Genomic DNA, 24,370 nt, shown 5'->3' with positions numbered 1-24,370 from the left:
GCTTAACCCATTGCTAATATCTGATTAGCGCGTTGTGCATTATCGTCGACGCTACTAATGATTTTCATCTGCATTTCAAAGCGACGAGCATTGGCAATCATATCGACCATCGTATCGACCGTGTTCACATTACTGCCTTCGATTACACCCGGCATAATACGCACGGTAGGATCGTTTTGCAGAACATTACCACGTTGTTGCTGAGCTTGTTGCGTCAAGCGGAATAATCCGTCATCGGACCGCTCAACTTCTTGTCCGGTAGCTTTTACAAGCTTCAAACGCCCCAATTGGGCAATCGTATTCGGCGGATCCCCCGCATTAAGCGCAGAAATCGTACCATCAGGAGAAATACTGATCTGGGCCTGCGGAGGAATATCAATCGGTCCACCGTCGCCCATCACAACACGCCCCTGGATAGTCAACTGCCCATCAGCGTTGATCTCCATATTACCATTACGGGTGTACGCTTCACCGCCGTTAGCCGTTTGCACTGCCAGCCAACTTTCTTTCGGTAAAGCGACATCCATTGCACGGCCAGTATAATTCATCACGCCTTCAGTCATATCAGCGCCAGGCGTTGAAGCGACAACCAGCGTTCGGGTGGGCAGTGTCAACCCATTTACCGGTACAGCACGCAGTGCAGAAAGCTGTGCCCGGAAACCCGGCGTTGAGGCGTTAGCCAAGTTGTTCGCAGTAATCGCCTGCTTTTCCAATGACTGGCTCGCGCCACCCATTGCCGTATAAATCGCGTGATCCATGCAATGTCCCCGTTAGGATAATTAACGCAGGCTAACCAGCGTTTGCAGAATGGAATCCTGCGTTTTGATAGTTTGCGCGTTTGACTGGTAGTTACGCTGCGCAACAATCATGTTGACCAACTCTTTACTCAGGTCAACGTTTGAACTTTCGGTAGATTTACCGATCAGTTTACCCAGACTTCCGGTACCTGCCAGACCAACAACAGCCTGACCAGAGCTCGCCGTTTCAGACCAGGCGTTATCCCCCTCAGGTGATAAACCTTCTGGGTTAGCAAAGCTAGCCAGCAGGATCTGACCCAGCGCCTGCTTCTTACCGTTGCTGTAGCTGCCTTCGATCGTACCATCGTCATTGATAGCAAAACCAGTCAGCGAGCCCGGGGCGAAACCGTTCTGAGTTGGGCTCTTATAGCTATATTCGGTATTTTGCTGCACGCTGCCAGTCAAATTAAGCGTAAACGTCCCATTCGCTGCACCATTGGTCCCAGTGAGGTTGATGTTAAAAGGCGTATGCCCCGTTAACGCACCATTAGAAGCAAAGTTCAATGCTCCTGCATTTTGATAAACAGCTGGGCTGACGGAATCATCCTTAGCATATGTCTGCCACGTATTATTCGCGGTTTTAACAAAATACAGCGTGAAGTTATGCACGTTACCCTGACTGTCATAGGTTGTTAGTGCAGTCTTGCTGTTATAGGTGCCTTCTGCACCAGGCGTTGTGGCCCAGGCGCTCGTTGGAACGGCATCTGAGGATTTCAGGTTGGCCTGAATTGAGGCAATCGTCGTTTGGCTCGCCAACATATCGCCATCAGGAACCGTCAACGGTACTGGATCGGCACCCGTTTGCACCGTTGGCGGTGTACCAGCAACCGGGTAACCTGTCAGTTGCATACCTTGCGCATTGACGATATTACGGCCGTTCAGCATGAACTGACCATTACGGCTGTAATAAGTCGAGCCATTGGTATCTTGCAGACGGTAAAAACCACCGCCGCTAATCGCAATATCCAGATCTCGTGAGGATGAAGTTACCGTACCGTTGCCAAAGTCCTGCAATACCGATGCGACCTTCACACCCATACCAACTTTAGAACCCGCAAACATATCCGCAAATGTGACGGTCCCGGATTTAAAACCCACTGTCGCTGAGTTAGCGATGTTATTACCGATAACATCCAGGTTATTAGATGCCGCGTTTAAACCACTGACCGCCTGAGAAAAACCCATGTCGCTCTCCAGAGAATTGATTAAGTCATATTCCAGATAGTGAATTTCACTGGAATAACATGAAATTTACACCGTTACAGAATCTGCCGGACATCGTCCATGGTGGCTCTGCCGCGTAGTCCCAAATCCAGTAATGCACCGCCATCAGCGCGAATAACACTATTTACAACCGCATAACTCAATGGTTGAACAACCTGCTGCGCACCGCCCGTACTGGCGGCGACAGTGAAGGTATAAGCTCCATCAGGCGCAACCGTGCCATCAGAAAGTTTACTATCCCAGTTGAATGAGTGAACGCCGGCAGAAAGCGTCCCCAGATCGATCGTACGAACAGCTTTACCTGTCGCATCATTAACGGTGACGGTAACAACCTCTGCGGCTTTTTCCAGTTCCACGCCAAACGGGGTGCTGGTTTCTTTACCAACAAGAATGTCTTTTCCAGGGATCATGACACTGTGGCCAATCAGCGTTGTTGCCTGCATGGATTGGTTGTTATTGATCTGACCAGAGATAGAACCCAATGTGGTATTCAACTTTTCAATACCACTGACCGTATTAAGCTGAGCAAGTTGGCTTACCAACTGATCGTTGCTCATCGGATTCGTTGGATCCTGATTCTTCAACTGCGCAACCAGAAGTGTCAGAAACTGATTCTGTAGGTCAGCGCTGCTGTTCTTCTCTATCGCCGTTGTCGACGAAGTACTCTGGACGCTATTCGCAGAGGAAGTATCATTAATTGTTACAGACATTTATTCGTCTCCCGATTATTGCCCGATCGTTAACGTCTTCAGCATCATCGATTTTGTTGTATTCAACACTTCGACGTTTGCCTGATAACTGCGCGATGCAGAAATGGTGTTTACCATCTCGGCCACTGGGTCAACATTCGGCATGCGAACGTATCCCTGCCCATCAGCTAGCGGGTTGCCCGGTTCGTAAACCAGACGAGCAGGCGATGGATCCTCAATAACATTGGAAACGCGTACGCCACCCGTAGACTGCCCCGGAGCGGCATTCACTTCGAATACAACCTGCTTGGCGCGATAAGGTTCGCCATCAGGGCCGGTCACGCTGTCTGCGTTAGCCAGGTTACTTGCACTCACGTTCAGACGCTGGGATTGCGCAGAAAGCGCTGAGCCTGAAATTTCGAATATGTTTAATAACGACATGAATCTTTACCTTCCCATCGCGCTACGATCATGAACCTGACTGCAGGACCGACATCATGCCTTTAATCTGTCCGCCCAAGACGGTCAGGCTGGATTGATATTTCAGGCTATTGTCGGCAAAATTAGTGCGTTCGCGGTCCATATCGACCGTATTGCCATCCAACGCAGGCTGATCGGGTACGCGATAGAGCAAATCAAGTTCCGGCGGCTGAAAGTTCTGTGCCGGTATATGCCGTACAGATGTGGTTTTCAGCGCGATACCCGTACCGTTCACCCGCCCTTGCTCCATCGTTTTACTGAGCTGGCTGGCAAAGTCGATATCTCTGGCCTGATAGCCTGGCGTATCCGCATTGGCAATATTCGCGGCCAGGATTTCCTGCCGCTGGGCACGCAAGTTCAGCGCTTCCTGCTGAAACCGCAACGAGGCGTCTAATTTATCAAGCATGCTCCCTCCGCAAGTTAGAATTTGGAGTGAGTAGGATAATTCTCATGATGGCTATGCCATCGAACGAATAGACACCAAATGCAGCGCTATTTATTGCCTTAACCTCACGCTGACATCGTTACACTTAATGCCCGATATAATCAGGATCAGGAGAGCCGAACAGGAATGAAAACAATACATTATTACCTCTATCTGGCGGCGTCCTGTTTTTTCACCCTTTGTGCTCCTGTCAATGCGAACGACCTTCCTGCACAGATCAATCAATTTTTTGCCTCACGCTTTCAGGGAAGCACGAATACCGTAAACGTTGTGATAAAATCACCAGAATCACAATGGCCGCAGTGCGAAGCGCCCCAAATCACGCTGCCTGGAAATACGAAAATGTGGGGTAATGTGAGCCTGTCCGTACGTTGCGGGCAACAACGTCGCTTCATTCAAACCGAAGTTCAGGTAACGGGGAATTATGTCACCAGCGCACGGCTTATAAATCGAGGCACCACGCTGACGGAAAAAGACATTCGTTTGACAAAAGGCAGGCTCGATTTATTACCGTTGCGCCCTATACTGACGTTACCAGGCGCACAGGGCGCAGTCCTTTTGCGCGATCTCACACCTGGACAGGTTATTACCGCGTCGATGATCAGACGTGCCTGGGTCGTAAAGGCCGGTCAGTCAGTGCAGATTATCGCCCAAGGGGAAGGCTTCACAGTTAATGGCGAAGGGAAAGCCATGAACAATGCGGCAGCCGGACAAGCAGTCAGAGTCAGAATGGCAAATGGACAAATAGTCAGCGGAATCACAAACGAAGATGGGATTATTCTGATCTCACAGTAATTAATTAAAGATTTGCTCATGTTTGCCGATGATAGTTACAGAGTCATTACTGATGACGTTTTAAAATTGAACACCAATGTGATTAGCATTCTGTAACACATTGATGATTAACCATTTATCCTCAAATCAGAGGGATGTATTATGAGTATTGATCGCACCCAGTCACTGAAGCCGGTCAGTCAAGTTCAGCAACGCGAATCTGGCGATGTCGCTAAAGCTAAACGTAAACAAGCTGAGGCTCAGTCTGAAGTTAGCGCAACACAGGTAAAACTGAGTGACGCGCAAGCAAAATTGATGCAACCGGGCACGCAGGACATCGACATGAACCGCGTTGAAACCTTAAAGCAGGCAATTCGTGATGGCTCACTTAAAATTGATGCCGGAAAAATCGCGGATGCGTTGCTTAAAGAGACGCAGGATTTTTTAGCAGGTAATTAATATTTATGGAAAATCTGCAATCGATTTTGGATCAACTGCTGAGCAACCTACGTGAGCTCGATGTTGTTATGTCCGAAGAGCAAACATTGCTTTGCGCTGGCCATATTAATAGCATCGCACTACAACAGGTAACAGAGAATAAAACGTCTTTGCTGGCGACAATGCAGCATTTGGAAACGCAGCGTCATAAAACTGAGTCGGCTCTTAAGTTGCAAGCGCCTTATGACGGTATTGAAAAGCTGTCGGCTTACTGGCAGCAAGTGCAAGAGTTAACCAGACGTTTAAATGATCAGAATCAGCACAATGGCCTTCTGCTTAGCCGGCATATTGCCTACACGAATGAAGCCATCAATATATTAAAGCCCCGCCATGGTCAGGGACTGTATGGTCCAGATGGTCAGTCGAAAGGCGTCACAGTTGGCGGTAGGAAAATTGCATTCTAAAAGTCTCTGCGCTTTAGGCAGAGACTTTTGATTATCTAAACAGCCACTTAGAAAACTACTTATAGTTTACCGCAATATCGATCGTACGCACGCTGAAGGTGTGATTAATACGACCATTTCCTTCAATGTAGTAGACAAAACGAAACTCATTATTAGCTGCTAATCCGTCAAATGCTTGAGTTTGCCCGTCACCACTTCCGCCTAAGTCAATACAGCGCTGCGGCGATTGTGAACACAATTTCACAACAAGCCCTACTGGTATCGCTGAATCAATTACGTGCCGCCAATATATTGTCGTAATCGTTTCATCTGGATTAATGGCTATATTAGGAACAAAAGCTGACGTCGTAACCATTTCACCACGATGATCAAGTTTTATTCCCGGCATGCTGCCGTTCCAACTACCTGGCGTCGCGATGGCACAGAGCGGGAATGCCAGCACGACTGCAGTCAGAGAATGCATCATCTTCCTCACTTCTGAGCTTCCCCTATCACTGATGTCATACGAATCTGGCGATGATCGCTGATTTCTAAATTAGACAATACGGCCATGTTTGGCAGACTACGATGCAGGAATCGGGCAAGCAAAGCGCGCAAAGCATGGTTCACAAGCAGAACAGGCGGAGCACCCAACATTTCCTGCCGCTGTAGCGCTTGCTTCGCCTGTTCAAGCAAGCGATCGGCAAGCCCCGGTTCGAGGCCACCGCCTCCTTGAAGCGCCTGTAGCAGGAGGCGTTCCAACGAACCTTCCAAACCAATAACCTGAAGTTCACTGTCTCCTGGGAACCACTGCTGAGTAATCGCACGTCCCAAAGCAACCCTAACCACCGTAGTGAGTTCATAAGGATCTGGCTGCACCGGCGCATGTTCAGCCAATGTCTCCATGATGGTACGCATATCCCTAATCGACACCCTCTCGCTAAGCAAATTCTGCAAGACCTTATGCAAGGTCGTTAACGTCACTACGCCCGGAATGAAATCTTCTGTCAGTTTTGGCATTTCCTGCGCAACGCGATCCATCAGTTGCTGAGCTTCCTGCCGTCCAAACAGTTCACTGGCATGCAATGCAATTAAGTGGTTCAGGTGCGTTGCTACTACGGTACTTGCCTCTACGACCGTGAACCCTTGAGCTTGAGCTTGATCTTTGAGGGCATTATCAATCCAGACCGCCGGGAGCCCAAACGCCGGATCCTGCGTGATATCTCCAGACAAAGAGCCAACCGCATTGCCCGGGTTGATCGCCATCCAACGACCTGGATGAGCTTCACCGCTACCCACCTCAACACCTTTCATCAATATGCGATAGCTGGCAGGCTGAAGTTCCAAATTATCCCGGATATGAACCACTGGCGGTAAGTATCCCATTTCCTGGGCAAACTTCTTCCTGATACTACGAATCCTGCCCAGCAGCTCGCCATCTTGCTGCGCATCAACCATTGGGATTAATCGATAGCCAACTTCCATACCCAGCGGATCTTCAAGCTGTACGTCAGACCAGCTGGCTTCAATAACCTGATGCTTCTCCATTGATGCTGGTATAGGTTGCATCACGGGTTCTTTCTGCTGTTCTCCACGCATCCACCAGGCAAGCCCTAACAAAGATGCTGTAAATAACAGAAAGACAAAGTTGGGCATTCCAGGAACCAGACCAATAAGTCCAATAACCGCCGCACTCAGCACCATCACTCGTGGGTTATTGAATAACTGGGTGACCATCTGCTGGCCAACGTCCTGATCGGTACTCACGCGAGTAACAATGACACCTGCAGCGGTAGAAATAATCAGAGCAGGAATCTGGGCAACCAAACCATCACCGATGGTAAGCAGCGTATAGCTTTCTGCTGCCTGCCCTACCGGCATGTTGTGCTGAACAACACCGACAATTAATCCACCAATAATGTTGATGACCATGATAATCAGTCCGGCAACAGCGTCACCGCGCACAAATTTACTGGCACCGTCCATTGAACCGTAAAAATCTGACTCTTGAGTGACTTCAGCTCGGCGCTTTTTCGCCTCTTCTTCACCGATGATTCCAGCATTAAGATCGGCATCGATCGCCATCTGTTTGCCTGGCATACCATCCAACACAAAGCGAGCACCCACTTCAGCGATACGCCCGGCACCTTTGGTGATAACCATGAAGTTGATTAAGACAAGGATGATAAAGACCACGATACCAATGGCAAAATTTCCGCCGACCAGGAAGTGACCAAATGCTTCAACAACTTTACCTGCGGCGGCAGTCCCTGTATGCCCTTCCAGCAAAATGATACGGGTAGAAGCGACGTTGAGCGAAAGACGCAATAAAGTAGAAAACAGCAGAATCGTAGGGAACGCAGCAAACTCCAGCGTCCGCTGCGTAAACATCGCAACCAGCAATACCATGATGGACAGTGCAATGTTAAAGGTAAATAACAGATCCAGAATGAATGGCGGCAGCGGCAATACCATCATGGAAAGTATCAGCAGGATCAATATTGGTCCGGCTAATATTTGCCATTGGGTACCTTTCATATTACTCGGTAAACGAAGCAAAGAGGCCAAATTAGCCATCAGTAGTATTCTCTTTAGCAAAATCCAGTGCATCCGGCACTGGTAGATGTTTCGGTTTTCTAGGAATTAATCCACCTTCCCGCTTCCAGCGTTTCAGTTGATAAACCCAGGCTAAGACTTCTGCAACGGCGGCATACAGCGCAGCCGGAATATGCTGCCCGACCTCTGAATGGCGAAATAGCGCTCGCGCCAACGGAGGAGCTTCTAAAATAGGAACGCGATGTTCGGCCCCTAACTCACGAATACGCAACGCGATCTCACCAGCCCCTTTAGCCAGCACTCTCGGCGCATTCATTTTTTTCTCATCATAACGTAATGCTACCGCATAATGCGTCGGGTTAGTGACTATCACATCAGCCTTAGGCACATCAGCCATCATTCTACGCTGAGCAATTGCTCTCTGCTGCTGACGAATGCGGCCTTTAACATGCGGGTCGCCTTCGTTCTGTTTATGCTCATCACGAATTTCCTGCTTGCTCATTCGTAACTTTTTGATGTGGCTCCAAACTTGCCAAAACACATCAAAAGCAACCATGGGAATGAGCCCCATGATGATAAGGAAACCACACATAACGGCCAGTTCCAGCGCATCCCCCATCGCCGCAATCGGCGCTTCAGATACCAGATGCAATATCTTCGGCCAGTTATGAATCAAGAAGAAGGTACTAATGATCCCGACCATGACTGATTTCAATATTGCCTTGAAGAGCTCAGCCAGTGATTGTGCGGAAAACAACCGTTTCAGCCCAGAAATAGGATCTAACTTTTTGAAATCAACCTTTAATGATTTGGTACTAAATAATATCCCACCAAGCAGCAAAGGCGCAGACAGCGCAACCAACACAGCCCCTAGCATAATGGGTATCAACGCCGATACTGCCTGACGCAGTAATGAGCCAACATGCCGTAGCATTTGAGTGTCATCACCAATCGTTGCGTAATCAAAATTTAACGACTGTGAGACAATTCTGGCCAATCGGCCAGCCATGGCTTCGCCTCCCATCCACAAAATAGCTAGGCCTGCGACCATCATCAGAACAGAAGTCAGCTCTCGCGATCGCGGTATCTGCCCTTCTTCACGCGCCTTCTCCTCTTTTTGGGGAGTGGGGGCTTCTGTTTTTTCTAGATCGCTATCTTCAGCCACTATGGCGTTCCTGTTACGACTTTCGGGATAGGAATTTGCTGCCTAGCATGACAAATACGAGAAAGTTTTATGGCTGGAACAACGAGAAAAACCAACGCTTCTTTAACGCATAGTAAGAATTAAGGGGAAGGGAAAAACGAATTTAGCTATTTATGGCCATAAACACTGGCCATAAATAACAGAGCGATGTGTTCGTCATCTTTTTCAAGAAAGGAAGTGACTTCCTTTCTTGAAGGAAGATTCATTAGAACCCAAGGCTATCCAGAAGGTCATCAACCTGATCCTGATTGGCAACAATACCTGCTGCACCTTTATCCAACTGAGGTCCATTAAGCAGACCATCATTTGCACGCTTAGGCGCATCTGGTTTTTCTGGAATATTTTCCAGCAACACCATCAGCAGCTGTTTTTCAATCTCCTGAACAACATCCATCATACGCTTGATTACCTGACCGGTAAGATCCTGGAAATCCTGCGCCATCATAATTTCCAACAGTTGAGCATTGGTAAACGAGGTATGCTGTGGTACATCTTCAAGATAGCTACGCGTATCCGTCACTAATTCGCGCGCATCAGCCAGCTCAATAGGATTTTCAAACCATTCATCCCAACGAACTTTCAGAGATTTGGCATCCGCTTCTAATTGGTTCTGACGTGGTTGCGCAGCTTCTACGCAGTTCAGAGCACGCTCTGCCGCTTGCGCAGTCATCTGGACAACATAGTCAAGACGATCGCGGGCATCAGGAATAGCCTCTGCGGCTTCTGCTATCGCATTATCCAGACCCAGCTCTTTCAAACTGTCGCGCAGCATACGAGTCAATTGGCCGATGCGCGAAATGATCTCGGTTGCTGAAGCTGTGTCGTTCACGGACGGCATATGTGGCGTCATAAGATCCCCTTACATACCCAGTTTTTCGAAAATCTTACTCAGTTTTTCTTCAAGGGTAGCTGCAGTAAATGGTTTAACTACATAGCCACTAGCACCCGCTTGTGCTGCAGCGATAATGTTCTCTTTCTTCGCTTCTGCCGTTACCATCAGCACAGGAAGGCTTGAAAGCGCGCCGTCAGCACGAATAGTCTGTAATAGCTCCAGTCCATCCATGTTGGGCATATTCCAGTCAGAAATGACGAAATCAAAAGCACCGGAGCGAAGCTTGTTCAGTGCATCTGCGCCGTCTTCTGCCTCTTCTACGTTATTAAAGCCCAGTTCCTTCAGCAGGTTACGGACAATTCGGCGCATCGTCGAAAAATCATCCACTACCAGAAATCTGAGTTCTTTATCGGCCATATCTACTCCTAAAATATTTATTGCTCACCGAGAGCTGCTTATATACGTAATGCCTGTCCGGCAGAGATTTGTGCCAACATACGCTGGCTCACCTGGTGCAAATCCACCACTTCATCGACGCCACCCATCGCAATCGCTTCACGTGGCATCCCGAAAACCACACAACTTGCTTCATTTTGGGCCAGAGTGTAAGCACCAGCCTGATGGAGTTCCAACATGCCAGCAGCCCCATCATTCCCCATCCCAGTAAGGATTACCCCTACGGCATTTCGCCCGGCGTATTGCGCAACCGAACGGAATAACACATCGACTGATGGACGATGCCGATTGACGGGAGGTCCATCATTTAAACGTACTTGATAGTTTGCCCCACTACGTGCCAGTTCCAGATGGCGTGCGCCTGGAGCAATGTATGCATGACCAGGAAGAACACGTTCCCCATCTTCAGCTTCTTTCACCGTAATCTGACATAGCTTGTTCAAACGCTCAGCGAAAGACTTCGTAAAGCCAGGTGGCATATGCTGTGTGATCAGTAATGCGGGGCTTGTCGGCGGCAAGGGCTGTAATACATGCCGTATCGCTTCCGTTCCCCCCGTTGACGCACCAATCGCGATCAATTTCTCACTACTTAGCAGTGGCGTATGCTGAATAATTTTTGTCGGCTCTGCTCCAGTGCTACGTTGCGGCAGGCGCGCCTTCGCGGCCATACGAATTTTTTCCGCAATCAGTTCGCTGTATGCCAGCATCCCTTCACGGATACCTAACTGAGGCTTGGTGACAAAATCGATCGCACCAAGCTCCAGCGCGCGCAGCGTAATTTCTGAGCCTTTTCCCGTCAGGGACGACACCATGACAACAGGCATCGGGCGCAAACGCATAAGCTTCTCAAGAAAGTCCAACCCATCCATACGAGGCATTTCAACATCCAGTGTTAATACCTGGGGATTGAATTTTTTAATCAAATCACGAGCAACTAATGGATCTGGCGCGGTTGCGACAACTTCCATATCAGAATGGCTATTAATTATTTCAGTCATGATCTGACGCATTAGGGCAGAATCATCAACACATAATACTCTTATCTTGCTCATTATCTTTCCTTAGCCAGCCCATATACAGTTTGCCCACGCAAATAGAACTCGCGACTGATCTGACTGAAATTCTCTGAATGCCCGGCAAATAACAATCCTCCCGGTTTAAGCATCGGGACGAATCGACGGAGAATACGCTCTTGAGTTTCTTTATCGAAATAAATCATTACATTACGACAAAAAATAGCATCAAATGGCGCGGGAACGGACCAATCAGGTGCGAGCAGATTTAGTTGTTGGAAATGCACCATTGACGCAAGCTCAGGGCGAACACGAACCAAACCACTGTGTGGCCCGGTACCGCGTAAAAAAAACCGCTGTAGTTGCTGTGGAGAAAGAGAGCGCAACTCTTCCTGACGATAGATGCCAGCCGTTGCCTTTTCTAATACCTGAGTATCAATATCGCTGGCCCATACCTGACACCCGCTCGCTTTATTACCTAAGACCTCTGCAAGTGTCATCGCCAGCGAATAAGGTTCTTCCCCTGTAGAGGCGGCCGTACTCCAGATGGTGTAGCCATTTGGACGTTTCCTGGCATGCTCAGCCAATATGGGAAAATGATGAGCTTCACGGAAAAACGCCGTTAGGTTAGTGGTTAATGCATTAACAAAAGCTTGCCATTCTGCACTGTTAGGATCTGACTCTAATAGTGCTAAGTACTGACCGAAATCGTTAATTCCAAGCAAACGGAGACGTCTAACCAAACGGTTATAAACCATTTCACGTTTGTGATCGGCCAGAACAATGCCAGCACGCTGGTATATTAGTTGACTGATTCGCCGGAAATGAGTGTCCGACAACGGCAATCTGTCAACCATCTGCGTTAGAATAGAGGCAGATTCAGGGCGATTTTGTGACGGTGTACTTTTCATATCAAACCGCTCGAATAGTGTTTTTTGCTATGGTTTTTTTTCAATCTGAACTTTCCTTTACAGCTAACGCAGGTTTTTATTGTCATTCGTCAATTACTCATCGCATTACGATTAAAACTGACACTGTATTGGTAATACACCCCGCAAGTTCTGCAAATTGAACCGGTCAGCGTGTTCGTTCTACCAAAGCCACATGCTGTCGGGTGGCGTTGTCCCTCTCATCACAGCTGTGCTACCTGCTTTATTCTTTGGCTTTAATACCAAAACCAGCCTCACCCCATCATATCCATAACATAAGTTACAGATTGAACAATATCATGAATTATCCTGCTTCAAAGCACCAAGTGCTGTATTACTCATCAACCTCAAGTGTGTACTGATCAATGACTCGCATGTTCATTTTTCTAAATTATGGCGAGTTAACAATCACCCAGCCACCTACATGTAAGCGGCTGGGGATGAGTTCAGTATTCCTACAGCTTGGGTTACTTATAGCCTATATGACGATTCTGATCAGAACGTTTCCCAATTATCATTTGATGAACCTTCTTTCCCTTTTTTACCGCCATTCGCTGATGAAGCTAACAATGCAGGTTTTTGGCCCGCTGTCGCTGGTGTCGTCCTTCTAAACGAGCCAGCATCTTCAGAGAGACGGAATACAGCAACAGCCTGATTCAGCACTTTCACTTGTTCTTCCAATGCAACAGCCGCAGCAGCAGACTCTTCAACCAAGGAGGCGTTTTGCTGCGTAACCCGATCCATCTCAGTTACAGCTTGGCCGACCTGATCAATACCTTTGCTTTGTTCATCAGAAGCAGAGGCGATTTCACCCATAATATCCGTTACACGAGTGACAGCACTGACGATTTCTCCCATCGTCTCGCCCGCACTTTCAACCAGTACAGAACCTTCATCGACTCGGCTGACAGAATCTTCAATCAAACTTTTAATTTCTTTCGCAGCCTGAGCACTACGCTGTGCCAAATTACGAACTTCACCAGCAACAACCGCAAACCCACGGCCTTGTTCCCCTGCTCTGGCTGCTTCAACCGCTGCATTCAGCGCAAGAATGTTGGTCTGGAAAGCAATGCCATCAATCACACTAGTAATATCGGCAATTTTTTGCGAACTTCCAGCAATATTGTGCATGGTTTTGACGACATTATCGACGACCTTGCCACCCTTCTGCGCCGTCTCTGAGGCACTCAGCGCCAACTGGCTGGCCTGACGAGCATTTTCCGCATTCTGTTTAACTGTTGCGGTCAACTGTTCCATACTTGCTGCCGTTTCTTCTAATGAAGCAGCCTGTTGCTCGGTACGCGACGAGAGATCGTTATTACCCGCGCTAATTTCTGTAGCACCCGTATAAATGGCATCAGCACCTTGTCGAACTGCACTAACTGTTGAAACAAACTCACTTTGCATATGGCGAATACTGTCAGCCAGAATGCCCATTTCATTGCTACTGTGAAAGTGAGTCGTTTTTGTCAGATCGCCTTTCGCAATATGACGGATGTGTTCAACAATATTATTTAGCGGCCTTATTAATAGCTGTTGAATACCAATCCAGGAAATCAGCGCTAACGCAAAAACCAGCACGATAATGAAACCAAGGATCCAAAGCGCGGAATCGTAAGCTTCATCATTTTTAGCTATGCCAGCCTGATAAAGTTTATCGCTTTCGGCTTTATAGGCGTAATACGCTTTTTCAAAGTTATCCTGAAAACGCTGTGTCGGTTGCTCAATAAATTTTTTAAATTCCCCTGCATTCAGGAACTGAATTAACTCAGTTAATGCAGCATTCAGAGCCACATAATTCTCTTTTACTCCCCGAGCGACGCTCTCATCCTGACGCGCATCCTGCGGTACTTTCTCATAGCGGGAGAAAAAATCGTTTGCAACAGACAGTTGTTTTTGAGCCGAAGCCAAAAGCTCTTTCCCGCCCGCACCGGCTCCCGTACCGTTTGCATCAAGAGCAAAACGCGTACCCGCGCGGTTAAGTGTATTACGGGTCTGTAATAAATATGACCACGCAGAATCCAGTTCGGAACGCTTCTGGTTAATCACCTGCGTTGAGCTGAAGATATCCTTATCATTTTTTAATGCACTAAAGAATAAACCACCAGAAATAAGCTGAAGAGCTCCAAACAACACCAGTACAAGCATCAAACCTGTGACAACTTTTATACGGTTAAACATATAACGCCTTTTGAGTAGACCAACCACCGATGATATCGGCATTTTTCTGGATATCTTTACGAATTTCTGAACTGACAAGAATACAGCTAAGGAAGGTTTTCGGGGCCACTTTCGTAGCCCCTGAAGGCCAATGGATTAGACTTTCAATACGCTATCAACCAGCGCCATTTCTTCGCTGCTCAACAGTTTTTCGATATCAACCAAAATCAGCATTCTCTCGCCCAGAGAGCCTAAACCAGTCAGGTACTCTGTTGACAGCGTTACAGCAAACTCCGGCGCGGGACGAATTTGGTCTGTGGTCAATGACAACACATCAGACACGCCATCTACAACAATCCCGACAACACGCTGGCCAAGGTTGAGAACAATAACAACCGTGTTGTCATCGTATTCAACATCCTGCTTGGCGAATTTAATGCGCAAGTCAACAATCGGTACAATGACACCGCGTAAATTAGTGACACCTTTAATGAAGGAAGGTGTGTTGGCAATACGCGTTACCTGGTCATAACCGCGAATTTCTTGTACTTTTAAAATATCAACGCCGTACTCTTCGTCACCCAGCGTAAAAATCAGGAATTCCTGTCCTACTGTTTCGCCAGTTAATTTCGTGACGCTTGCAAGTCCAGTCATGTTTTCCACCCTTTATTAACGATCTGTTTTATTAAGCAGCAGTTTCAACCGCACGCTTTTCACGATTAAGCGCTTGTAACGCTGAAACATCCACAATCAGCGCAACGCTGCCATCACCAAGGATAGTAGCGGCTGAAACGCCTGGCACCTTGCGATAATTACTTTCCAGGTTTTTGACGACGACCTGATGCTGCCCAATAAGCTGATCGACCAGCAAGGCGTAACGTCGACCCGCACTTTGCAGAATAACGACAATACCCTGAGTCGCATCCGTCTTAGCGCCATCCACATCAAAGATATGGAACAGTTCAACGAGAGGTAAATATTCACCACGAACCTGCAATACCCTTTCTCCACCAGCTAACGGATACAGATCTTCCGACTGCGGCTGCAAGGATTCCATCACGGCGTTAAGCGGTAGAATAAAGACTTCTTTGTTAACTTTAACGGACATGCCATCAAGAATCGCAAGCGTTAATGGCAGCAGGATTCTGATCGTCGTGCCTTTTCCAGCCTGGAAGTGGATTTCGACATGACCACCCATTTCCTGAATATTTCGCTTCACCACATCCATGCCGACACCACGGCCAGAAACGTCTGTGACTTTCTCAGCGGTTGAAAAGCCTGGAGCAAAGATCAACATGCCCACTTCTTCATCAGACATCGAATCATTCACAGCCAAACCTTGAGACAAGGCTTTAGCCAGAATTCTTTCGCGATTGAGCCCTGCCCCATCGTCGATAACCTCAATACAGATGTTACCGCCCTGATGTTCTGCAGAAAGCGTCAGGTTACCCACCGCAGACTTACCTGCAGCTACGCGTTTATCTGGAGATTCGATACCGTGATCGAGGCTGTTACGCACCAGGTGCGTCAGAGGATCGATAATACGTTCAATCAAGCTCTTATCCAGCTCAGTCGAACTCCCCATCAGCGTTAGTTCAACCTGCTTATCCAATTTCGCAGCCAGGTCACGAACCAATCGAGGGAAACGACTAAATACATATTCCATCGGCATCATACGGATGGACATAACCGATTCTTGCAGATCGCGGGCGTTACGTTCCAACTGTCCCATACTGTTAAGCAGATCGCCGTGTGCCACAGGATCGAGCTCGCTTGAGCGCTGTGCCAGCATGGACTGCGTAATCACTAACTCACCAACGAGGTTGATAAGCTGGTCAACCTTCTCAACCGCTACACGAATACTGGTATCACCGGTTTTTGCTTTATTTTTTCCATTTTCCGGTGCAGCTTGTGGTTTTGCAGCAACTGGCGCAGACGGGGCCACTGGAGCGACAGCGACTGGTGCTTCAACTACAGCCAATGTCTCTACGGCTTCAGCGACGACAGGTTGGCTGGCCACAGCAGATTTGAAGCTGATTTGCTCAGGTTCAAGTACAAAACACAGTACCGCGCTAATATCGTCTTCGCTTTCAGACGTGACCAATGTCACTTCTACGCTAGTGTCAGTCTGGTGAGGATCTTTAACCGTCCCCAGATTGCCAAGCTCTTCCAGCATCTGAGGTATTTCCTGAGACTTCAGGCCAGTTAATGCGATACGCATTTCACCTTTACCTACACCGTTAGATGCAGGGCTAGCAGAGTGCTGTGTTGCAACCGACGCATCAGGCTGTGCTGCATCACCATCGGCTTTAGACTCCAGAGCGAGCTGGCGCAAGGCCTGACAGATATACTCAAAGCTTTCAGCATTGGGTTCCTGTGCGGTTTTATAAGCGTCCAACTGATCCTGCATAATGTCTTTTGTTTCCAGAAACAGGTTGATGATATCAGTGCTAAGACGCATTTCGCCACGTCTTGCCCCATCGAGTAAGTTTTCTAACAGGTGCGTAGTTTCCTGCAATACTTTAAAACCGAATGTGCCAGCGCCTCCTTTTATGGAGTGGGCTGCACGGAAAATCGCATTCAATTGCTCGGTGTCGGGTTCTGACGGATCTAACAACAATAAGTGTTGTTCCATATCGGCCAGTAATTCATCTGCTTCATCAAAGAACGTTTGATAGAAAGCACTCATGTCCATGCTCACGTGGTCACCTCTGCTGTGAATCGCGGCTTATTGAGAAGGCGTCGCCTGGCTATCGGGCGCAGCAGGCAACGCAGTGGTTGGCTGCTGACGCTCTGGAGCAGGAACTCCATTAGTTGGTTGTGGCGATGCCCCACCACTTCCACTCGTATTGTTGTTATCACTATTTTCGGCAGCCGGAGTGGTAGGTTTAGGCTTATCCAACTCCATATTTTGTAAATTTTCCACCTTGTCTATATTTACAGCAGAGCTTTCTGCATTTTCTTCTTCAATATCCTTTTGAGCTTGTCTGCTCAATACCAGTAAACTGATACGTCGGTTAATCGCATCACTTCCACCTGCCGCCTGTTTGAGGCTCATTGTCGCAGCCATGCCCACAACGCGCAAAACTTTTCCATCAGACAAGCCCCCAAAAATAAGCTCTCGACGTGATGCATTGGCACGATCTGCAGATAATTCCCAGTTACTATAACCACGTTCCCCTGTCGTATACTGAACATCGTCGGTATGGCCTGAGATACTCAGCTTATTAGGGAAATCGTTCAGGATAGGGGCTATCGCACGCAGGATATCCCGCATATAGGGCTCAACCTGCGCGCTCCCGGTTTTAAACATGGGGCGATTTTGACTATCGATGATTTGGATGCGTAACCCTTCATCAATCATTTCAATTAACAGATGTGGACGAAGCGCACGTAAACGAGGATCGGCTTCAATTAACTGATCCAGACGTTCACGCAATCTATTGAGTCGAACCTCATCCAGCTTCTTTTCTACATTATCTGTCTTGATGGCCTTTTTCACTTCACCATCTTGCTGAGTGGGGTCATTCCCGCCACCCGGAATCGGGCTGGAACTGTCGCTTGATTTAGAGCCTGAAGTTAACGCAACCTTTAATGGAGTACGAAAGTACTCTGCGATTTGGGCTAGCTGCATTGGCGTAGAAATTGCGATAAGCCACATTACAAGAAACAATGCCATCATTGCTGTCATGAAGTCAGCGTAGGCAATCTTCCAGGAGCCACCATGGTGGCCCCCATGTCCAGACTTACGCTTTTTGCGAATAATGGGATGCTGATGTTTCATGCGTTACTGTCCGACGCTTGCTGAGTCGGCGATTTCACACGACGAATGTGTTCTTCCAATTCGGTAAAGGAAGGACGCTCCGTTGAGTACAGCGTTTTACGACCAAATTCAACGGCAATTTGCGGAGCGTAGCCATTAAGGCTCGACAGTAAAGTGACTTTAATGCACTGCAATACTTTGATTTTTTCTGCATTTTTTTGACGCAGCAACGCGGCTAATGGGGAGACAAAGCCGTAAGCAAGTAGAATCCCCAGGAAGGTCCCCACCATGGCGTGAGCGATCATCATCCCCAACTCAGCTGCTGGCCGGTCAACATAGGCCAGTGAGTGAACAACCCCCATAACGGCAGCAACGATACCAAATGCAGGAAGACCGTCACCCATCATCGTCAAGCTAGACGCCGGCACTTCACTTTCATGTTCAATAGTCTCGATCTCTTCATCCATCAGCGTTTCAATCTCAAACGCATTCATGTTACCGCTGACCATCAAACGCAAATAATCGGTAATAAACTCAACAACAGTGTTGTCAGCAAGAATATTTGGATAGCTCGAGAAGATTTCACTTTCACGAGGATTATCAATATCAAATTCCAGGGAAAGCATGCCTTGCTGGCGGGATTTGGCCATTACTCGGAAGAGTAAGGCCATGAGATCCATATACAGTGCTTTATTGTACTTGGAACTTTTGACCAAAAGAGGTAGTGCACGTAGCGTTGCTTTTATCGCCTTTCCATTGTTACCAACGATGAAAGCACCTACCGCCGCACCACCGATGATCAGCAGCTCCGAAGGTTGATAAAGCGCACCCAAGGCCCCACCGACCATGAGATAACCGCCGAGTATCGAGGCCACAATTACGATATAACCCAATATAACCAGCACAAGAAATCCTTATAATAAAAAAGGTGGGCGGAAAGAGAGGTAAAACTGCGGAGCCGTAGCCAGGACGTTCTAGAGGAAGAAATCTATCACCGCCTTCACAACCAACAGTGATAGATTCACAAATCGCTACAGGCTCAGACTGCGTGTTTTACCTGTTCATCCAGCAGTTGAGGTATTATATCGGCAAGATTTTGCGAAAGTTTACGCCTTTTTACCGCTCTGGAAGGGGGTTGGCACAAACTACAAACAAAACTGTTTTTAGGTTGATGAGCGTGGGTAATGAACATCCCTTTACAGCAATTACATGACGATAGTTGCAGCATACCGCTGTCAACAAAACGGACTAATGTCCAAGCTCGCGTCAATGCCAACAGTGGAGAATCGCTCTGCGGCGCACACTGTTCCAGGTAAAGTCGATAAGATTTAATAACCGCTTCAACACCGCTGCACTGCCCATTCTTGATTAAAAAACTGTAAGCGTTGTAGAACATTGATGAATGAATATTCTGTTCCCAGGTCATAAACCAATCCGTTGAAAAAGGTAGCATTCCCTTGGGCGGCGGACTTCCTCTAAGTTCTTTGTACAGTTTAATCAAACGTCCGCGACTTAACTGAGTTTCACTTTCAAGCATCTGTAAACGAGCACCGAGCGAAATGAGCTCCATCGCCAATTGGATGTCTTTCGCCTCCTGAACAATACTTTTCTCCGCCATTACTTATGCCCTTTTCTTAGGCAGGTTTTCTTCTTTCGAAGTTAACTGTTGTAATAAGTTACTCGACAACAAAATCCCCGTATGAATTTGTTGTAAATCATCCACACGTGATTCCTGAGTCAAGACTTTGATTGTATTGTGATCGTTAAAACGAAAATGGCATATCAGTTGGTTAGTTTCTGCCAGTTTCACCATCTGCGGTAAAGTCAATTGCATCAGGATATCTGCCATCTCTTCATTGATTCCAAGACGAAACATCGCAGAAGCTTTTTCATCATTAATTAAGCGTTGCGCCAGTAACAAATAAGACAGATTAATGTCATAAATGTGTTTGAGTAATTCAGAGGTACCCATATTTCCCATCCCGACAGGCTATGTTTAAAACATAAGTTAGGTGATAGACCATATCGCCCAGTTCGAAAATCACTCTCCATTGATGGCATAAAAAACTATCGGTGCCAGATACTGCGAGTTACTACTTTATCATTTCTTATTCGGGCAATCGTTACTTGCCAACTTTGCGCATCACGCTGAGAATCCGTTCATCCGTTGCTTTTTAGTTCCACCCTGAAGACTCGCCTCAACCAAAGCATAGGATTAATCCTAAAACAGCGCAACTGTACCGCCTAATCCATAGCACATACAACGCGACGGAAGAATGATTTTGGCCATTATGTGACACAGATCACACAAATGAAAGCATTATGCGCTAAACCCTGTCTGGTCAGATCACTTTTATGCCTATTTTTCCGCCAAAATCGCACACTAAACGTTACAAAAAAGAGCATTGAAAATAATAAAAAAGAAACGATTTGCTTGCTATATAAATGATAGATATACAAAAAATCCCTCATAGCCATAACACGCTCCGTTATGTAAGTTTATACCTTTCACGAAAAACTTACACTTTTTACCCAAAAAACTCTTAACCGCATGTTATGAAGCAACATTTATCTATCCTTTGCTAGGACACAGTCGCAACGACAACAAAACATACCGCTCTCGCCGTAAAAAGTGGTTAAACATTACTGTATTGATATTAAAGAAATTAGTGATTGTCTGGAATTCAATACAGGCACTGCAGCATGACGCTACTCGCGACTTCAACGATCTCAAGCATCACGCTGCAGGCACTACCTTCAGGGGGGATAGGTGAGTTGGATCACAAAGGCAGTTATCGATCGCTTTTAACAATGCGGTTAACCAGCCAAATACCTGAACATACCAGAACAAGTGCAAAGAAATATTTCCACTCCAGAATGCTTTCATTAAGAAACACTGCTGACAACAGCGTACCAGAGACCGGGATAAGAAAATTAAATGGTGCGATCATACCCACCCGATTATATTTCAGCAATTGGCTCCATAGTGAAAACGCGACTGAAGAAAGCAAAATAAGGTAGCCTAGCATCAGTACAGCTTTCCAATCAGGTATGATGAGTGTCCCGCCAGTACAGTACCCTGATATCGTTAAAATGATCCCACCAATAGCCAGTTGGTAACCGGTCATAACGGTTGGATCCATCGTTTGTGATATCCGCTTACCATATATAGTCGATGCAGACAAAATAAATGCGGCAATTACAACGAACCCATCACCTAACAGCGTAAAACCAATATTCATTCCGTTGCTATTGATATTAACAACCATCACACCGACAAAACCTAATATACAACCAATTAGCTTGTTGATATTTAATTTATCATTTTGGTATAAATAATGAGCAAGCAGTACGCTGAAAAAAGTACTGGTTGCATTCATGATCGAACCTTTAACGCCAGTGGTATAAGCCAGACCGATGTAGAAAAAAACATATTGCAACGATGTCTGGAATATTCCCAGTGTGGTCAACTGAACTAACTGCCCACGCTGAAATCGCCCGATGGAGCGTCCGCTTAACACAGCAAGTACCAAAAGCAACAGCCCAGCGAACGCGAACCGGTAGCCTGCAAAAACGAGTTTTCCAGGAATATCATTATCTGCAATGTGAAACAGCTCATAGCCATTTTTAATTGCCGGATAAGCACTTCCCCAGAGCAAACAGCATAATGTGGCGATAAAAAAAACAACTTTTTTATCAGAAAAAAAATGCGTGCGCTTTTCCAAGAAAAATTCCTCCGAAGATAGATTCGCTATAATAGCGTTGAACCTCAAACAAATAAAGTTAGGGGTTAGACTCTTTATTTTTTATTATCAATCTGTATGATTTCGCATCACGTATTTCTCTTTTCTTTTTAAAGAGTTAAAAACGTGATCGGGATCGCATCGAATTTGATTAAGGTTTCTCAATATATGCCGATTATCTTTTACATTGGTTGTTTAGCTAATGAATTGTCATTAATGTAGACACTAAAACCTAAACGCCAATGCCGCAGCGAGTGGCATGGTAAATCATAAATTCCTGAGAATGAGCGAATGGATATGAAAATAACGTCAAGGTCTGAGCAGCACGCCGAGGCCGGCATGCTGAGCAATTTACGGCTAGTTCCCTTATTCATCATTATTCTGGGTGGTATCATGCTGTTATTTGCAGCATCTATCGGCACATCCAGCTATTTTCTACAAAGCAGCAATCAGTCATTAGACGACGTCACACAAGAAATCGATACCCGAATGGGGATCTCAAACAGTTCCAATCACCTTCGCACTGCACGTCTGCTGCTGATTCAGGCCGCTGCTGCTGCTCGTATTGGTGATTCGCAGGTCTTCAATGACAACCTGAAACAGGCTGAGCAGCGTCTGGAACAGTCGAAAAAAGCCTTCCTTGTCTATGAACAACGTCCGGTTAAAACACCTCAGGATATGGCGTTGGATGGCGATCTGCGTAAGTCCTATGACGCGTACGTCAATCAAGGTCTTATGCTGATGCTCACCGCTGCAAAACAAGGCCTGTTTGAAGAGGTTATCACTCTCGAATCCGAAGAAACCCGGGTTTTAGATTTGGCCTATAACAAATTTTTGCTAGAGGCTGTCGCTTACCGCACGCAAAGAGCGAAAGACTTAAACGAAACAGCGCATAAAAATGCACTGCTTGGATATTCATTGATGGGCGGCAGTTTTGCACTGGCCACCATTTTAACGCTTCTGACTTTCTTCCTGCTGCGCGGAATCCTCATCAAACCAATAAATCAATTGGTCCTGAGAATTCAGCGTATTGCGCAGGGCGATTTGACTCAAATATCGGACCGTTATGGCAGGAATGAAATTGGCACACTCGCCAGTAACGTTCAACAGATGCAGTCTTCTCTGGTCACTACTGTCACTACCGTTCGGGAAAGCGCAGACTCTATTTATCAAGGTTCTACGGAGATTTCATCCGGTAACACAGACCTTTCCTCGCGAACCGAACAACAAGCCGCTGCGCTTGAACAGACCGCGGCAAGCATGGAGCAATTAACCGCGACGGTGAAGCAAAACTCAGAAAATGCGCACCACGCTAGCCAGCTCGCGGCAAATGCCTCAGGAAAGGCCAAGCAAGGCGGTGAGATCGTTGCAAACGTTGTGAACACAATGAACAGTATTTCAGGTAGCTCCAAGAAAATATCTGAAATTACCAGCGTTATTAACAGCATTGCTTTCCAAACGAATATTCTCGCACTCAATGCGGCGGTTGAAGCAGCTAGAGCGGGGGAACAAGGTCGCGGTTTTGCCGTCGTAGCAAGTGAAGTTCGCAGCCTCGCACAGCGCAGTGCACAAGCCGCAAAAGAGATAGAAACGCTGATTTCCGAATCGGTGAATCTGGTCAACAGTGGTTCTGTTCTGGTTGATAACGCGGGTCAAACCATGAAAGAAATCGTCGATGCCGTTACCAACGTCACCGACATCATGGGTGAAATCGCTTCTGCGTCTGACGAGCAAAGCCGAGGAATTACTCAGGTCGGCCAGGCGATATCTGAAATGGACAGCGTGACACAGCAGAATGCTTCGCTTGTTCAGGAAGCCAGTGCTGCCGCGGCATCGTTGGAAGAGCAAGCAGCATTGCTTACTCGCGCCGTTGCGACATTTAAGTTATCCAGCCATTTGTCAGCCCCTACCCGGCCGAACGCTCTGGCCGCCAAGGGACGTTCATCGCTCGCCCTTCCCCGTCAGGCCAATACGGAAAACGGTAACTGGGAAACGTTCTAATACTGGATACCAACGTCACTGCGAGCATTGTTCACTCGGACAATGCTCGCATATTGGCATCATCCATTTACTCTTTTTCTGGCAATATCTTTGGTTCAACAAACGTACCGTCTTTGCTATCAACCTCATTGAAAAACCAGATGCCAGCTGGGTAATCTTTTAATGCAACTAAATACATAATCCCTTCCTGAAACGTATCTACAGCCAGAATCGTCCCTTCTCGGCGCGTCTTTCCATCAGTTTTAACCGTAACCAGATCATTAACTTTCATAAATTTATCTCAAAATAGCTTCTAACATCAAAAAAACAGCATTATCATTTACAACTACGGTAGGAATAGTACCTATATGAAATGATTAATTTTATTTGTTTTTAACAACGCCATGTTGACCCTCTCTGTCATTCAATATCGATTATTCAGGC

At 46.9% G+C, this 24,370-nt stretch carries 25 protein-coding genes; 4 read left to right on the top strand and 21 right to left on the bottom strand.

What is annotated here, in order from left to right:
- Positions 1 to 2: 2 nt before the first annotated feature.
- The 5 genes from BUB06_RS12940 to flgB form a co-directional block, all read right to left on the bottom strand.
- Complete coding sequence (locus tag BUB06_RS12940; protein WP_039471458.1) at positions 3 to 758, bottom strand: flagellar basal body rod protein FlgF; 756 nt, start codon at positions 756 to 758, stop codon at positions 3 to 5.
- A 21-nt stretch (positions 759 to 779) separates the two neighbouring features.
- Complete coding sequence (gene flgE / locus BUB06_RS12935; RefSeq protein ID WP_039471456.1) at positions 780 to 1,982, bottom strand: flagellar hook protein FlgE; 1,203 nt, start codon at positions 1,980 to 1,982, stop codon at positions 780 to 782.
- A gap of 74 nt (positions 1,983 to 2,056) precedes the next feature.
- A complete protein-coding gene (gene flgD, locus BUB06_RS12930; RefSeq protein ID WP_039471454.1) occupies positions 2,057 to 2,731 on the bottom strand; it encodes a flagellar hook assembly protein FlgD in 675 nt (224 codons plus the stop codon).
- 15 nt (positions 2,732 to 2,746) lie between these two features.
- Complete coding sequence (gene flgC / locus BUB06_RS12925) at positions 2,747 to 3,151, bottom strand: flagellar basal body rod protein FlgC (RefSeq protein ID WP_010279553.1); 405 nt, start codon at positions 3,149 to 3,151, stop codon at positions 2,747 to 2,749.
- Between the two features lie 28 nt (positions 3,152 to 3,179).
- Positions 3,180 to 3,596, bottom strand: coding sequence for a flagellar basal body rod protein FlgB (gene flgB, locus BUB06_RS12920; RefSeq protein WP_010279550.1), 417 nt, complete (start codon positions 3,594 to 3,596; stop codon positions 3,180 to 3,182).
- 165 nt (positions 3,597 to 3,761) lie between these two features.
- Between flgB and flgA the strand changes: the two genes are divergently transcribed.
- From flgA to BUB06_RS12905, 3 genes are all read left to right on the top strand, one after another.
- The gene (gene flgA / locus BUB06_RS12915; RefSeq protein ID WP_039471452.1) at positions 3,762 to 4,430 is read left to right on the top strand and encodes a flagellar basal body P-ring formation chaperone FlgA; all 669 of its coding nucleotides are present in this window, start codon (positions 3,762 to 3,764) and stop codon (positions 4,428 to 4,430) included.
- 141 nt (positions 4,431 to 4,571) lie between these two features.
- Complete coding sequence (gene flgM / locus BUB06_RS12910; RefSeq protein ID WP_010279542.1) at positions 4,572 to 4,868, top strand: flagellar biosynthesis anti-sigma factor FlgM; 297 nt, start codon at positions 4,572 to 4,574, stop codon at positions 4,866 to 4,868.
- Positions 4,869 to 4,873: 5 nt separating this feature from the next.
- Positions 4,874 to 5,311 (top strand): flagella synthesis protein FlgN, encoded by a 438-nt coding sequence (locus BUB06_RS12905; protein WP_039471450.1) that lies wholly within the window; start codon positions 4,874 to 4,876, stop codon positions 5,309 to 5,311.
- A gap of 55 nt (positions 5,312 to 5,366) precedes the next feature.
- Here BUB06_RS12905 and BUB06_RS12900 read toward each other — a convergent pair whose 3' ends face one another.
- From BUB06_RS12900 to BUB06_RS12830, 15 genes are all read right to left on the bottom strand, one after another.
- Positions 5,367 to 5,774, bottom strand: coding sequence for a flagellar protein FlhE (locus tag BUB06_RS12900; protein ID WP_407072697.1), 408 nt, complete (start codon positions 5,772 to 5,774; stop codon positions 5,367 to 5,369).
- Between the two features lie 8 nt (positions 5,775 to 5,782).
- Positions 5,783 to 7,867 carry a flagellar biosynthesis protein FlhA gene (flhA, locus tag BUB06_RS12895; protein WP_039471447.1) on the bottom strand — a complete coding sequence of 695 codons (2,085 nt, stop codon included), beginning with the start codon at positions 7,865 to 7,867 and terminating at the stop codon, positions 5,783 to 5,785.
- A complete protein-coding gene (gene flhB / locus BUB06_RS12890) occupies positions 7,860 to 9,011 on the bottom strand; it encodes a flagellar biosynthesis protein FlhB (RefSeq protein WP_039471445.1) in 1,152 nt (383 codons plus the stop codon). The genes flhA and flhB overlap by 8 nt, the downstream gene beginning before the upstream one ends.
- 244 nt (positions 9,012 to 9,255) lie before the next feature.
- Positions 9,256 to 9,900 (bottom strand): protein phosphatase CheZ, encoded by a 645-nt coding sequence (gene cheZ / locus BUB06_RS12885; RefSeq protein WP_005970711.1) that lies wholly within the window; start codon positions 9,898 to 9,900, stop codon positions 9,256 to 9,258.
- 9 nt (positions 9,901 to 9,909) lie between these two features.
- Entirely contained in the window at positions 9,910 to 10,299 is a 390-nt protein-coding gene (cheY, locus tag BUB06_RS12880) for a chemotaxis response regulator CheY (RefSeq protein WP_010301639.1), read from the bottom strand.
- 38 nt (positions 10,300 to 10,337) lie between these two features.
- The gene (locus tag BUB06_RS12875; RefSeq protein WP_010279517.1) at positions 10,338 to 11,390 is read right to left on the bottom strand and encodes a protein-glutamate methylesterase/protein-glutamine glutaminase; all 1,053 of its coding nucleotides are present in this window, start codon (positions 11,388 to 11,390) and stop codon (positions 10,338 to 10,340) included.
- Positions 11,390 to 12,262, bottom strand: a complete 873-nt coding sequence (gene cheR / locus BUB06_RS12870) for a protein-glutamate O-methyltransferase CheR (protein WP_014915918.1) — start codon at positions 12,260 to 12,262, stop codon at positions 11,390 to 11,392. The genes BUB06_RS12875 and cheR overlap by 1 nt, the downstream gene beginning before the upstream one ends.
- A 513-nt stretch (positions 12,263 to 12,775) precedes the next feature.
- Positions 12,776 to 14,461, bottom strand: coding sequence for a methyl-accepting chemotaxis protein (locus BUB06_RS12865; RefSeq protein WP_039471441.1), 1,686 nt, complete (start codon positions 14,459 to 14,461; stop codon positions 12,776 to 12,778).
- A gap of 135 nt (positions 14,462 to 14,596) precedes the next feature.
- Positions 14,597 to 15,094, bottom strand: a complete 498-nt coding sequence (cheW, locus tag BUB06_RS12860; protein WP_014915920.1) for a chemotaxis protein CheW — start codon at positions 15,092 to 15,094, stop codon at positions 14,597 to 14,599.
- 31 nt (positions 15,095 to 15,125) lie between these two features.
- Positions 15,126 to 17,129, bottom strand: a complete 2,004-nt coding sequence (cheA, locus tag BUB06_RS12855; protein WP_175552161.1) for a chemotaxis protein CheA — start codon at positions 17,127 to 17,129, stop codon at positions 15,126 to 15,128.
- Positions 17,130 to 17,168: 39 nt separating this feature from the next.
- Positions 17,169 to 18,224: a flagellar motor protein MotB gene (gene motB / locus BUB06_RS12850; protein ID WP_039471437.1), complete on the bottom strand. Its 1,056-nt coding sequence runs from the start codon at positions 18,222 to 18,224 to the stop codon at positions 17,169 to 17,171.
- Positions 18,221 to 19,108, bottom strand: coding sequence for a flagellar motor stator protein MotA (motA, locus tag BUB06_RS12845; protein ID WP_014915923.1), 888 nt, complete (start codon positions 19,106 to 19,108; stop codon positions 18,221 to 18,223). Before motA ends, motB begins: the two co-directional genes overlap by 4 nt.
- 134 nt (positions 19,109 to 19,242) lie before the next feature.
- Complete coding sequence (flhC, locus tag BUB06_RS12840; RefSeq protein ID WP_005970730.1) at positions 19,243 to 19,821, bottom strand: flagellar transcriptional regulator FlhC; 579 nt, start codon at positions 19,819 to 19,821, stop codon at positions 19,243 to 19,245.
- A 3-nt stretch (positions 19,822 to 19,824) separates the two neighbouring features.
- A complete protein-coding gene (gene flhD / locus BUB06_RS12835) occupies positions 19,825 to 20,175 on the bottom strand; it encodes a flagellar transcriptional regulator FlhD (RefSeq protein ID WP_010297386.1) in 351 nt (116 codons plus the stop codon).
- An 820-nt stretch (positions 20,176 to 20,995) separates the two neighbouring features.
- Complete coding sequence (locus BUB06_RS12830; RefSeq protein ID WP_039471435.1) at positions 20,996 to 21,928, bottom strand: DMT family transporter; 933 nt, start codon at positions 21,926 to 21,928, stop codon at positions 20,996 to 20,998.
- Positions 21,929 to 22,237: 309 nt separating this feature from the next.
- On the opposite strand from BUB06_RS12830, the gene BUB06_RS12825 reads away from it, so the two are divergent.
- Positions 22,238 to 23,947 (top strand): methyl-accepting chemotaxis protein, encoded by a 1,710-nt coding sequence (locus BUB06_RS12825; RefSeq protein ID WP_039471433.1) that lies wholly within the window; start codon positions 22,238 to 22,240, stop codon positions 23,945 to 23,947.
- Between the two features lie 67 nt (positions 23,948 to 24,014).
- On the opposite strand, the gene dsrB is transcribed toward BUB06_RS12825, so the two are convergent.
- The gene (dsrB, locus tag BUB06_RS12820) at positions 24,015 to 24,218 is read right to left on the bottom strand and encodes a protein DsrB (protein ID WP_010297377.1); all 204 of its coding nucleotides are present in this window, start codon (positions 24,216 to 24,218) and stop codon (positions 24,015 to 24,017) included.
- Between the last annotated feature and the right edge of the window lie 152 nt (positions 24,219 to 24,370).

The sequence above is a fragment of the Pectobacterium carotovorum genome, from assembly GCF_900129615.1.
GTDB lineage: Bacteria > Pseudomonadota > Gammaproteobacteria > Enterobacterales > Enterobacteriaceae > Pectobacterium > Pectobacterium carotovorum.
Note: the sequence above shows the minus strand (reverse complement) of the source record. Positions and strands in the feature narration are given on the sequence as shown.